The following is an 11,973-nucleotide window of genomic DNA, read 5'->3' on the forward strand; positions in this document are numbered from 1 at the left end:
CGTTGTTCCGTCTCAGTGGATGCGCATTATAGGGATTTCCTCGCGGCTGACAACCCCTAATTTCAAATAATTTGCTGTCCGTTTGTTTTTTATTCACTGCGTTTATTTTTGCAGCTGTTTGATACGTTTTGGCAGGTCTGCAAGACTATTAAGTACCCAATCTGCCGCTGCTTCAGCTTCTTCTGTAACAGGTTTACCCGTACGAACTAAAACCTTGGTCCCGACAAGTGCAGCCTGTGCTGCCTGCATATCCTCAATTTTATCACCTACCATATAAGAAGAGGCCATATCTATATGAAGGAAATCGCGCGCTGAGAGTAGCATCCCAGGTTGTGGCTTACGGCAATCACAAATCTGGCGAAACTCCTCAACAGAACCTTCCGGATGATGCGGACAATAATAGATACCATCGAGATCGACACCACGATCGGCTAATGACCAGTCCATCCATTCGGTCAGGTTTTCAAAGTCAGCCTCGGTGAACATACCACGCGCAATCCCGGACTGATTGGTAACCAGCACCAGAGCAAAGCCCATTGCTTTAAGTTCCCGCATCGCATCAATGACACCTTTGATGAACTCAAAACGGTCAACTTCATAAACATAGCCAGTATCAATATTAATAGTGCCGTCGCGGTCAAGAAAGATAGCAGGGACAGACTGTGTCACTTGGAAACTCCTAAAACGATTTAATTCTCCTTAGTATCGCATGATTCATCCATAATGAGAGAGTAGACATTCATTCGTCGATTGATTTAGACGTCTGGATGCCTTAACATCCATATTGATGTCGGTTGCCTCCTATTGTTGGCAGCAGAAAATGCCACGGCTAACACTTATACGATAATAAATAACTCAATGATTAAACTTTCCAATATCAGCAAAGTATTCCTGCAGGGGAATCGTCAAATACAGGCATTGAATGATGTCAGTTTGCACGTCCCTGCCGGACAAATTTATGGCGTCATTGGCGCCTCAGGTGCCGGGAAAAGCACCCTGATACGCTGTGTGAATTTGCTTGAGCGCCCAACTCAGGGCTCCGTTCTGATTGACGGGCAAGAGCTAACGCATCTTTCTGAGGGTAAGTTAACGCAAGTCCGTCGCCAGATAGGAATGATTTTTCAGCATTTTAATTTGCTGTCGTCCCGTACTGTTTTTGGTAACGTCGCGCTCCCCTTAGAACTGGACAATCTGTCTAAAGAAGAAATTAACCATCGTGTTACTGAGTTACTCGAGTTGGTTGGCTTAAGCGAAAAGCATGATGTTTATCCAGCTAATTTATCAGGTGGCCAAAAACAACGTGTCGCTATCGCCCGTGCATTAGCCAGTAATCCAAAAGTGTTACTGTGTGATGAAGCAACCAGCGCACTCGATCCGGCAACTACCCGTTCTATTCTTGAGTTGTTGAAAGATATTAATCGCCGTCTTGGTTTGACCATTCTGCTGATTACCCATGAGATGGATGTAGTAAAGCGTATTTGTGACCGTGTCGCAGTTATCAGCAATGGCGAACTTATTGAGCAAGATACGGTGAGCGAAGTGTTCTCCCATCCGAAAACACCTTTAGCCCAGCAGTTTATCCAGTCAACATTGCATCTGGATATTCCGCAAGATTATGTCGAACGTATCGAAGCGGACAATAAAGATAAAACGATTCCTTTATTGCGTCTGGAATTTACCGGTCAGTCAGTTGATGCTCCCCTACTATCACAAACTGCACGTAACTTTAACGTCAACAGCAACATTATTAGCGCGCAAATGGATTACGCCGGTGGTGTGAAGTTTGGAATTATGTTGTGTGAAATGCAAGGGACGAGCAGTGATACAGAAGCAGCCATTGCTTGGTTACAAGAACAACATGTGAAAGTAGAGGTACTCGGTTATGTCTGAAGCGATGGTATGGTTACTCTTCCGCGGAGTATATGAAACGCTTGCCATGACTTTTGTCTCAGGTTTCTTCGGCTTTGTTCTGGGGCTTCCAGTCGGCGTATTGCTTTATATCAGTCGTCCCGGACAAATCAGTGCCAATGCAAAGCTTTATCGTAGTCTTTCCGCACTGGTCAATATTTTCCGTTCGATTCCTTTTATTATCCTACTGGTCTGGATGATTCCTTTTACTCGTGCAGTTGTTGGCACCTCTATCGGTCTACAAGCAGCAATCGTCCCCTTAACCGTTGGCGCAGCGCCTTTTATTGCCCGTATGGTTGAAAATGCATTGCTTGAAATCCCTTCCGGATTGATTGAAGCCTCAAGGGCGATGGGCGCAACGCCGTTACAGATAATCCGCAAGGTTCTGCTGCCTGAGTCATTACCCGGCTTGGTCAATGCGGCAACCATTACGCTTATCACCTTGGTGGGTTATTCTGCCATGGGTGGAGCCGTTGGCGCTGGCGGTTTAGGCCAAATTGGCTATCAGTACGGCTATATTGGTTATAACGCTACTGTGATGAATACAGTATTAGTTTTACTTGTTATTTTGGTGTACTTAATTCAACTCTCTGGCGACCGTATCGTCAGGATTGTCACTCATAAATAAGCCCCGAATCATTCCAACGTGAAGGCTGATGGGCATAAATCAATCAATAAGGAAGGGGAAACAGATGGCATTTAAACTTAAGACTCTCGCTGCACTGAGCGTTCTGGTCGGTTCTCTGGCGTTAGTCGGATGTGGGCAGGATGAGAAAGATCCAAACCATATTAAAGTGGGTGTTATTGTCGGTACTGAACAGCAAGTTGCTGAAGTTGCCAAACAAGTGGCTAAAGACAAATATGGCCTGGATGTAGAACTGGTCACATTTAATGACTACGTACTGCCAAACGAAGCGCTGAGCAAAGGCGATATTGATGTTAACGCTTTCCAGCACAAACCTTACCTTGACCAGCAGATCAAAGATCGTGGCTATCAACTGGCTTCTGTAGGTAACACCTTCGTTTACCCAATTGCAGGTTATTCTAAGAAAATTAAATCACTGGACGACCTGGAACCGGGCTCTCAGGTTGCATTACCCAATGACCCGACGAACCTTGGCCGTTCACTGCTGCTGTTGCAGAAAGTAGGGTTAATTAAGCTGAAAGATGGCGTTGGTTTACTGCCAACCGTCCTGGATGTAGTAGAGAACCCGAAAAAACTGAAGCTGGTTGAACTTGAAGCGCCGCAGCTACCACGTTCTCTGGACGATGCTCAGATCGCGCTGGCTATCATCAACACCACTTATGCCAGCCAGATTGGTCTGACACCAGCCAAAGATGGTATTTTTGTTGAAGATAAAGAGTCTCCATATGTGAACCTGATTGTCGCACGTGAAGATAATAAAGACGCAGAAAATGTCAAAAAATTCGTCCAGGCTTACCAGTCTGACGAAGTCAATGACGCAGCTAATAAAGCTTTCAACGGCGGAGCAGTTAAAGGCTGGTAATTTTCAGTATTTATTTTACATAAAAATGACAAGACGGGCCTATGCCCGTCTTGTCATTTGGGCAAGAGCTTGCTTCAATGTTGCCAAATATTATTAATTATTGAGGAAGTATTATGCGTGCTTTACCGATCTGTTTATTAGCCGTTATGCTTAGCGGCTGTTCCGTTTTAAGCAGATCCCCTGTCGAACCTGTTCAAAGCACGTCAACGCCTCCTCAAGCGAAGCCGGAAAAAGCCAAAAGCGTCCGAACTTCCGCGCCGGTAAAACTCTATACCAATGCAGAAGATTTATTGGGTAAAACCTTCCGTGACTTAGGTGAAGTCAGCGGCGTTTCTTGTCAGGCAAGTAATCAAGACTCACCAGCCAGTATTCCAACGGCCCGTAAGCGATTACAAATTAATGCCTCAAAAATGAAAGCAAATGCGGCACTGGTACACAGCTGTGAAATTACCAGCGGTGCTCCTGGCTGTTATCGCCAGGCTGTCTGCTTAGGATCGGCGTTACAAGTCTCATCTCAATGACAGATTTTCAGTTTGCACAGATAGGGACTATCCGTTCCCCTTATAAAGAGAAATTTGCCGTTCCACGTCAGCCAGGTTTAGTGGCTGACGGTGGCGGAGAGTTACACTTGGTGCCTCCTTATAATCAACAGGACGCCGTAAGGGGACTGGAAGGATTTAGTCATATCTGGCTACTGTTTGTCTTTCACCAGACGATGGAGGGCGGCTGGCGTCCGATGGTTCGTCCACCACGCCTGGGGGGAAATGCCCGTATCGGTGTCTTTGCCACCCGTTCGACTTTCCGACCCAATCCTGTTGGCATGTCTTTAGTTGAATTAAAAGGCATTCGCTGCCAGAAAGAGTCTGTTATTCTGGATCTCGGTAGTCTGGATTTAGTCGACGGTACACCTGTTATCGATATTAAACCTTACTTACCTTTTGCCGAAGCCCTGCCAGAAGCACGTGCAGGCTATGCACAACATGCTCCTGATGCCGATATGTCGGTATATTTTACCCCAGATATTCAGCGTCAGCTTGATCAGCTGGAAATTCGTTACCCGCATTTAAGTCGCTTTATTCAACAAGTGCTGGCTCAAGACCCTCGTCCCGCTTACCGAAAGGGCGAAGAAACGGGTAAAATCTATGCCGTCTCTTTGCTGGACTTTAATGTTCGCTGGCGCGTTACCAGACAAGGATTTGAGGTGTTCGCTATAGAGGCAAGTTAATTTATCCCCTCTCTCTTTTGACATCTCAGCCACACTGGTAAACTATATCCAAAATAATTCGAGTTGCGGCAAGCGAGAGAATCCTGATGAACTTACTCAAGAAAGTCATTCAGGTGAATGAGCGTAGCCAGCGCAGATGCAGCTTGAAGTATGACGGGTATATATTGAAATAATTCAGGTTGCTTATAGGAAAAGCGTTACACTCAGGCAATTTGAAATATGACGGGTATAAACCATTTTTTAAGCAGACCTCAGGTCTGCTATTCGACGTTAAACTGGAACCGTAATAACATGCGTACTAGCCAATATCTGCTCTCCACCCTGAAGGAGACGCCTGCCGATGCTGAGGTGATCAGTCACCAGCTGATGCTGCGCGCCGGGATGATCCGTAAGCTGGCCTCTGGGTTATATACCTGGATGCCCACTGGATTACGCGTCCTGAAAAAAGTCGAAAACATCGTGCGTGAAGAAATGAATAACGCTGGTGCAATCGAAGTGTCTATGCCTGTCGTTCAACCAGCCGACTTATGGCAGGAAAGTGGACGCTGGGAGCAATATGGCCCGGAATTATTACGTTTTGTTGATCGTGGCGAACGTCCGTTTGTTCTCGGCCCGACACATGAAGAGGTTATCACTGACCTTATTCGTAATGAACTCAGCTCTTATAAACAGCTGCCTCTGAATTTATTCCAGATTCAAACTAAATTCCGTGACGAAGTTCGTCCACGTTTTGGTGTTATGCGTTCCCGTGAATTCCTGATGAAAGATGCTTATTCTTTCCATACTTCACAGGAATCTTTGCAAGAAACCTATGACAAGATGTACGACGCGTACAGTAAAATCTTTTCCCGCATGGGTCTGGATTTCCGTGCTGTGCAAGCAGATACCGGTTCAATCGGCGGCAGTGCTTCTCATGAGTTCCAGGTTCTGGCAAACAGCGGTGAAGATGATGTTATCTTCTCTGACAGTTCAGATTATGCAGCTAATATTGAGTTTGCAGAAGCCGTCGCGCCGGCTACCGCCCGGGCCGCACCAACAGTTGAAATGAGCCAGATTGACACACCCAATGCGAAAACCATTGCCGATTTGGTGGAACAATTCTCACTGCCAATTGAAAAAACCGTCAAGACCTTGCTGGTTAAAGCGAGCGAAGAGAGTGCTGCATCACTGGTCGCTTTACTGGTACGTGGCGATCATGAGTTGAACGAAGTCAAGGCTGATAAACTTCCACAAGTTGCCAGCCCGCTGACATTCGCAACCGAAGAAGAAATTCGCGCCGTTGTCAAAGCAGGGCCAGGTTCGCTCGGACCCGTTAATCTGAATATTCCTGTCATTGTCGACCGTAGCGTAGCAGTAATGAGTGACTTCTCTGCTGGCGCTAATATCGATGGTAAGCACTTTATCGGGATTAACTGGGATCGTGATGTCGCCCTCCCTGAGGTTGCCGATCTTCGTAATGTCGTCGCCGGCGATCCAAGCCCGGATGGCAAAGGTACCTTAATGATCAGAAGGGGGATCGAAGTCGGCCATATCTTCCAGCTGGGAACTAAATATTCCGAAGCGCTGAAAGCAGCTGTTCAGGGTGAAGATGGTCGTAACCAGACTCTGACTATGGGCTGTTATGGTATCGGTGTGACACGCGTAGTTGCCGCAGCTATCGAGCAGAACTTTGACGACCGCGGTATTTTATGGCCAGATGCGATGGCACCATTCCATGTTGCCATCCTGCCGATGAATATGCACAAATCTTTCCGTGTACAACAGCTGGCAGAAGAGCTCTATACTACATTACGTTCTCAAGGCATTGAAGTGCTGCTGGACGACCGTAAAGAGCGCCCAGGCGTGATGTTTGCAGATATGGAACTGATTGGTATTCCACACACTATCGTTATCGGCGATCGTAATCTTGATAACGAAGAGATTGAATACAAAAATCGTCGTGAAGGCGACAAGCAGATGATTAAGACGGGTGAAATCGTTGATTTCCTGGTTAAGCAAATCAAAGGCTAATGTTGTATTACGCTGAAAAGTAATCTCCGACCTGCACCCGTTTTAGCGATTTATTTCGCGCTGGTGCAGGTCCTGTTCTGCTTCCTGCTCTCTTGTTCATTTCCCCGGCAGCAAACTCAATTAACTCTGACAGTTTTTCCCCGGAAAGAATTTTACCTGACCGTCTGACACCAGCACATTCTGAAGCCTGTCGCTATCAGGCTTTGGTTGTTCAATAAAATGTGCATCAAATTGCAATAATACTGGTAGAACATTCTCATCACGCACTGCCAGATAAGCTTCTTGCAGTGCAGCATTACTGTCTACTGGATAAATTTTACCGCTACCACAATCCTTAAAGATAGCGGCGTCTGCCATGTAGGTATATTCCCCTTTCATCGTCATCGGGGTCGTCGGCAATGTAAGGTTATCTGCTTTAAGTGTGAAATTCTGAGGTGACTTAATCGGCTCCCCTTTCGCATCCAGCATAATCAGACTGTCTTCTTTAGGTAAGAAATACTGCTTCTCCCCCTGGCTTGATGTCAGCACCAGTTTATTCGCAGTACGAGCCCAGTCACCATAACTCGCGAACGAAGTATCTTTCCCTAAATAAGTATAATTCATTATCCAAGTACCTGATGCATCAAGATACAGCGACGCATCAATGCCTTCACAATCGGCACAAGGAATAATACCGCGATAGCTTTGCTGCATTGGTTTCAATGGCATGGCATGTTCAGAGGCCACCGCCTGAGTATCATTGCGATTATTACAACCAAACAGTGCAAATAAGCTGAGTACTGCGGCTATGGTCAGAACTTGTTTACTCATTGTCTCTTCCTTATGCAAGTTCCCATCCCTGTGGCTAATGGGAATAATCGCGGAGCTTGCCGCGCCGCGCTTTCGTTTCTGATTTTTGTGCCTTTGACACCAAACGACGCTCTTTCGACGCACGCGTCGGTTTAGTTACTTTACGGCATTTAGGTACGACAGTTAATTCCAGGATAAGTGCCACTAAACGAGCCAGCGCAGCATCACGATTCATATCCTGACTGCGATAGGATTGCGCTTTGATAATCACAACACCTTCAGGTGTAATTAAATGATGGGGTCGCGCCAGTAACCGGGCTTTATCCGCCTCTGGTAAACTGGAAGCAGAGATATCAAACCGCAGATGAATAGCCGTCGATGTTTTATTAACATGCTGCCCGCCAGCTCCTTGCGATCGGATAGCGGTCATCACGACTTCATTTTCTGGAATAGATAATCTTTGCGAGACTCTAATCATGCGGATTGTTGCCAGCAGCTAAAGTGAATTTCCAGATTACGGGTTTCATCAGACAGCCAGATAGCCCCATCCTGGATAGTCGCTTGCAGACTCATCGTTCGGGTAGCAAAGTCACTTAGCTTTGCCAGTTGCTCATCGTCCAGATACCAGACTGATAAATTTTTAAACTGGTTTGCCTTGTTCTGGTTTTGTTGCCACCAAACCTGAGCCGCACGGCTATTGTAGGTAAATAACGCGACCTGAGCAGACTGACTACAGGCTTTTTTCAAACGTCGCTCTTCAGGAAGACCAAGTTCTATCCATAGGTCGATCCCCAGATGGTCGTTTTTCAACCATACTTCTGGTTCATCATCAGCACACAGCCCGCGAGTAAATTGTAACCGTTCGTTAGCGTATTTGATCCAAGCCAGTAAACGTAACATCATGCGTTCTTGCGTTTCAGAAGGATGACGTGCCAGAGTGAGATGGCTATCCAGAAACAAATTCCTGTCAAGATCGGCTACATTCACCACTGCTTTATATATTGTTGCTTTTAACGCCATCATTCCTCCTTTCAATAATTGTCGCTATTGTAGCGAAGATTTCCCTAAAAGACTGTTGCCTTAATCTCTGTCGTAAGCAGACTCATTTATTTCAATTCAATCACTGTGATATAGTCGCCTTGCTAAACTGCATTTATCTTCGTAGAGTAACGGATTACATGCCGCAAAATCAGGCTTCTGAAAGGAGGGTGTGTGGAAAAATATTGTGAGCTGATACGAAAGCGCTATACAGAAATCGCAAGTGGTGACTTAGGGTACATCCCTGATGCGCTAAATTGCGTTTTGATGGCTCTGAACAACGTTGCATCCAGCGAAGCAATATCTGAGTCGGTCAGGGAACAGGCGGCTTATGCTGCCGCTAACTTACTGGTGAGCGATTATGTCAATAAATGATGTCTACCAACCCATCAATTGCGACGACTATGATAATCTTGAGCTTGCCTGCCAGCGGCATTTACTTATCACGCTGGAGCTAAAAGATGCTGAAATTTTCAAAGCAAAAGCTCAGGATCTGGTATCTCGCAAGAACATTGAATATCTGGTAGTAGAGAGCAGCGAGAGTAAACGAGAAATACGTCTCGATAGAATACACAGCTTCAGCCATCCTGATATTGGCACCATTATTGTCAGTGAAGAATGAGCCTTTATTGAAGAAATAATGCCCACCCGGCAGGTCACTCTCTACGACTTGTCAGGTGGGGCTGCTACAGTCTCGCCAATCCGATCATTAATCACCCTTGTTAAAATCTATCCACCAGCTATCACTGACCGAAGACTGCCCCTCTTTAGTAACAAAAATGCCTATCGCCGCGATCAGTTTGTCCCCGTAAAACAGCAAGGGTGTGACTTCACGCTGCCAGGGGGGAATATTAAGTTCCTGCCATATTTTTTTCAGCAAACGTCCCCTGTCTCGCCCGGCAATATATTGCAGGCCGCTGGCTTTAAATCTTACCGTCACGACTTCATCAGCTTTCGGGGTACGCACCGCCATTCCTTTCTGTTGTACCGACAAAATACCGAGTCCGGCAAGCGCTAAAGGTTCAAAAGGCGCAGGCCATGAATAAATTTTATCGGTGTCGTTTTGCATAACGGGCACCCAGTATAACGCCCCCTGAAAGCGTCGGACTTCATGCTGCCCCAGCTGTAAACGCGGGCTCGCATCATCCCTGCTCAAGGCGACTTCCTGCCACACACGTTGCAGAGCCAGCCTCGATGGCATCAGAGCCTGATGAAATTTAAACCAGCGCCTCAGAATCGCATAACGTCGGACATCGCTCATCTCGCAGAGAGGGGCGATATCTAAGCAACCGCTGTCCGACATTAAATCCGTAAGTTGTTCTGCCAACAGTTCATCCAACAGTTGCTCCTGCTCGCCACAGAGTTGTGCGCTACGGGTCACACTGCGGGCAAAATGCGGCCAGCGCTGCTGGATAACGGGCAATACGTGTAAGCGCAAAAAATTGCGATCGTACTTATCATCTTGGTTACTCTCATCTTCAATCCAGCTTAACTGATACTCAGCAGCCCAGCGTTCAAGCTCAATGCGGCTCAGGTTAAGTAAGGGACGTAGCAACTGCGTATGGGCAAAATCGAGTCGCTCAGGCATTGCCGCCAGCCCCGCAGGACCACTCCCCCGCTTTAGTGACAGTAATACTGTTTCGCACTGATCGTCTTGATGTTGCGCCGTCAGGAGAACTTCATCAGGGAGGAGGGCCTGGGTTAATACCTGATAACGGGCCTGGCGGGCTTCGGCTTCAATTCCCTGTCCACTCGTTGGCAACTGAACATAAGCCACTTCTAAGGCAACACCCCACTGACGACAAAGGGACTGGCAGTGGGTGACCCAGCTATCGGCTCGCGCACTTAAACCATGATGAACATGCATAGCCCGGATCTGGAGTTCTGGTGCGACAGAGTCACGTAATAGCGTTAACTGGTGTAACAAGACCGTTGAGTCCAGTCCACCACTAAAGGCCACCAGCAGGCGACGATGTGATTGTAAAAAAATCAGAAGTTGACGGATATCCATAATTTTATCTAAAACAACCAGAGTTAATACAAAAGGTTACTGTTGATAAAGCTCGAGAGGTAAACCATCAGGATCGGTGAAAAAGGTGAACGGTTTTTCAGTAACCTGATCGACTCGAACCGCTTCGCACACCACTCCGTGGTGTTCAAGATGTTGTATTGCCTGGTGAATATCATCGACGCTAAAAGCTAAGTGCCGTAATCCACAAGCTTCAGGATAGCTGGCTCTGGCACGTGGCGAGGGAAAGGAAAAAAGCTCGATAACATACTGACCATTCAGGGCTAAATCGCCTTTCCATGAATCACGTTCCTCCCGGTACACTTCTGCCAGTAACGTGAAACCTAATATGTCGCAATAGAACTGCTTACTGCGGGCATAATCGGTAGCAATAATCGCAATATGATGTACCTGCTTTAAACCTAACATAAAAGCCTCTTAAGCCCATCTACAAAAAAAACCCTGCAAGTTGTAGCAACTTACAGGGTGTGATTTAACTGACGCGAAGACTTAGCGCTGATTACGCGTAACCGTAGTTCATCAAGCGATGATAACGACGGTTTAACAGCTCTTCAGTATCCAGAACATCAAGATCGGCCAGATCGGCCAGCAGCTGGGTACGTAAAGATGCCGCCATCTGCTCAGGAGAGCGATGCGCACCGCCGGAAGGTTCGGTGATAACCGTGTCAATCAGCTTCAGCTCTTTCAAGCGCGGGGCAATAATCCCCATCGCTTCAGCAGCCAGTGGAGCTTTATCGGCACTTTTCCACAAAATGGAAGCACAGCCTTCCGGGGAGATAACAGAATAAGTGCTGTACTGAAGCATATTCACTTTATCACCCACGCCAATTGCCAGCGCGCCACCTGAGCCACCTTCACCAACAACGGTACAGATAATCGGTACTTTCAGGCGTGACATTTCACGCAGGTTACGGGCAATAGCTTCAGACTGCCCACGTTCTTCGGCTCCCACACCAGGATAGGCGCCGGGAGTATCAATGAAGGTAATAATGGGCATTTTAAAACGCTCAGCCATTTCCATCAGGCGCAAAGCCTTACGGTAACCTTCTGGCGCAGGCATACCAAAGTTACGGCGAATTTTCTCTTTAGTTTCACGCCCTTTTTGATGACCTATGATCATCACTGGACGCCCATCAAGACGCGCCGTTCCACCCACGATGGCTTTGTCATCAGCATAGGCACGATCGCCCGCTAACTCATCAAAATCATCAAACGCCAGACGAATATAGTCCAGCGTGTAAGGGCGTTGTGGATGTCGTGCCAGCTGAGCAATTTGCCAGGCACCTAAATCTGCGAAGATTTTACGTGTCAGCTCTGCGCTTTTTTCGCGCAGGCGCTTAACTTCGTCATCCAGATTAATATCCAGTTTTTCATCCTGACGGTTCACAGACATCAGGGAATCAATTTTCGCTTCCAGCTCTGCAATCGGCTGTTCGAAATCAAGGAAATTCAGACTCATAATATTC

15 protein-coding genes are annotated in these 11,973 nt (G+C 46.9%); 8 read left to right on the forward strand and 7 right to left on the reverse strand.

Annotation, left to right across the window (positions count from 1 at the left end; genetic code table 11):
* Positions 1–102 precede the first annotated feature (102 nt).
* Entirely contained in the window at positions 103–669 is a 567-nt protein-coding gene (gene gmhB / locus Q1A40_RS16290; protein WP_300001998.1) for a D-glycero-beta-D-manno-heptose 1,7-bisphosphate 7-phosphatase, read from the reverse strand.
* A 189-nt stretch (positions 670–858) separates the two neighbouring features.
* Between gmhB and metN the strand changes: the two genes are divergently transcribed.
* From metN to proS, 6 genes are all read left to right on the forward strand, one after another.
* Positions 859–1,890: a methionine ABC transporter ATP-binding protein MetN gene (gene metN / locus Q1A40_RS16295; protein WP_300002001.1), complete on the forward strand. Its 1,032-nt coding sequence runs from the start codon at positions 859–861 to the stop codon at positions 1,888–1,890.
* On the forward strand, positions 1,883–2,536 hold the full coding sequence (locus Q1A40_RS16300; RefSeq protein WP_300002004.1) for a methionine ABC transporter permease MetI: 654 nt from the start codon (positions 1,883–1,885) through the stop codon (positions 2,534–2,536). The genes metN and Q1A40_RS16300 overlap by 8 nt, the downstream gene beginning before the upstream one ends.
* A 64-nt stretch (positions 2,537–2,600) precedes the next feature.
* On the forward strand, positions 2,601–3,416 hold the full coding sequence (locus tag Q1A40_RS16305; protein ID WP_300002007.1) for a MetQ/NlpA family lipoprotein: 816 nt from the start codon (positions 2,601–2,603) through the stop codon (positions 3,414–3,416).
* 113 nt (positions 3,417–3,529) lie between these two features.
* Positions 3,530–3,937, forward strand: coding sequence for an Rcs stress response system protein RcsF (gene rcsF / locus Q1A40_RS16310; RefSeq protein ID WP_300002010.1), 408 nt, complete (start codon positions 3,530–3,532; stop codon positions 3,935–3,937).
* Positions 3,934–4,641 (forward strand): tRNA (N6-threonylcarbamoyladenosine(37)-N6)-methyltransferase TrmO, encoded by a 708-nt coding sequence (gene tsaA / locus Q1A40_RS16315; RefSeq protein ID WP_300002013.1) that lies wholly within the window; start codon positions 3,934–3,936, stop codon positions 4,639–4,641. Before rcsF ends, tsaA begins: the two co-directional genes overlap by 4 nt.
* 291 nt (positions 4,642–4,932) lie before the next feature.
* Complete coding sequence (gene proS, locus Q1A40_RS16320) at positions 4,933–6,651, forward strand: proline--tRNA ligase (RefSeq protein WP_300002016.1); 1,719 nt, start codon at positions 4,933–4,935, stop codon at positions 6,649–6,651.
* A 120-nt stretch (positions 6,652–6,771) separates the two neighbouring features.
* Here the strand turns inward: proS and nlpE are convergent, their stop codons facing one another.
* The 3 genes from nlpE to Q1A40_RS16335 are packed head-to-tail and all read right to left on the reverse strand — an operon-like array spanning position 6,772 to position 8,460.
* The gene (gene nlpE / locus Q1A40_RS16325; RefSeq protein WP_300002019.1) at positions 6,772–7,461 is read right to left on the reverse strand and encodes an envelope stress response activation lipoprotein NlpE; all 690 of its coding nucleotides are present in this window, start codon (positions 7,459–7,461) and stop codon (positions 6,772–6,774) included.
* Positions 7,462–7,495: 34 nt separating this feature from the next.
* The gene (gene arfB / locus Q1A40_RS16330; protein WP_300002021.1) at positions 7,496–7,918 is read right to left on the reverse strand and encodes an alternative ribosome rescue aminoacyl-tRNA hydrolase ArfB; all 423 of its coding nucleotides are present in this window, start codon (positions 7,916–7,918) and stop codon (positions 7,496–7,498) included.
* Positions 7,915–8,460 carry a YaeQ family protein gene (locus Q1A40_RS16335; RefSeq protein ID WP_300002220.1) on the reverse strand — a complete coding sequence of 182 codons (546 nt, stop codon included), beginning with the start codon at positions 8,458–8,460 and terminating at the stop codon, positions 7,915–7,917. The genes arfB and Q1A40_RS16335 overlap by 4 nt, the downstream gene beginning before the upstream one ends.
* Positions 8,461–8,652: 192 nt before the next feature.
* On the opposite strand from Q1A40_RS16335, the gene Q1A40_RS16340 reads away from it, so the two are divergent.
* A complete protein-coding gene (locus Q1A40_RS16340; protein ID WP_300002022.1) occupies positions 8,653–8,853 on the forward strand; it encodes a YaeP family protein in 201 nt (66 codons plus the stop codon).
* The gene (gene rof, locus Q1A40_RS16345) at positions 8,840–9,100 is read left to right on the forward strand and encodes a Rho-binding antiterminator (RefSeq protein WP_300002025.1); all 261 of its coding nucleotides are present in this window, start codon (positions 8,840–8,842) and stop codon (positions 9,098–9,100) included. Before Q1A40_RS16340 ends, rof begins: the two co-directional genes overlap by 14 nt.
* Positions 9,101–9,187: 87 nt before the next feature.
* On the opposite strand, the gene tilS is transcribed toward rof, so the two are convergent.
* The 3 genes from tilS to accA all read right to left on the reverse strand — a co-directional run bounded on the left by tilS (position 9,188) and on the right by accA (position 11,966).
* The gene (gene tilS, locus Q1A40_RS16350; protein ID WP_300002028.1) at positions 9,188–10,489 is read right to left on the reverse strand and encodes a tRNA lysidine(34) synthetase TilS; all 1,302 of its coding nucleotides are present in this window, start codon (positions 10,487–10,489) and stop codon (positions 9,188–9,190) included.
* A gap of 36 nt (positions 10,490–10,525) precedes the next feature.
* Positions 10,526–10,915: a VOC family protein gene (locus Q1A40_RS16355; protein ID WP_300002030.1), complete on the reverse strand. Its 390-nt coding sequence runs from the start codon at positions 10,913–10,915 to the stop codon at positions 10,526–10,528.
* Positions 10,916–11,006: 91 nt separating this feature from the next.
* A complete protein-coding gene (gene accA, locus Q1A40_RS16360; RefSeq protein WP_300002033.1) occupies positions 11,007–11,966 on the reverse strand; it encodes an acetyl-CoA carboxylase carboxyl transferase subunit alpha in 960 nt (319 codons plus the stop codon).
* Positions 11,967–11,973: the final 7 nt, after the last annotated feature.

Origin of the sequence: uncultured Cedecea sp. (genome assembly GCF_947498825.1) — a bacterium.
GTDB lineage: Bacteria > Pseudomonadota > Gammaproteobacteria > Enterobacterales > Enterobacteriaceae > JGM124.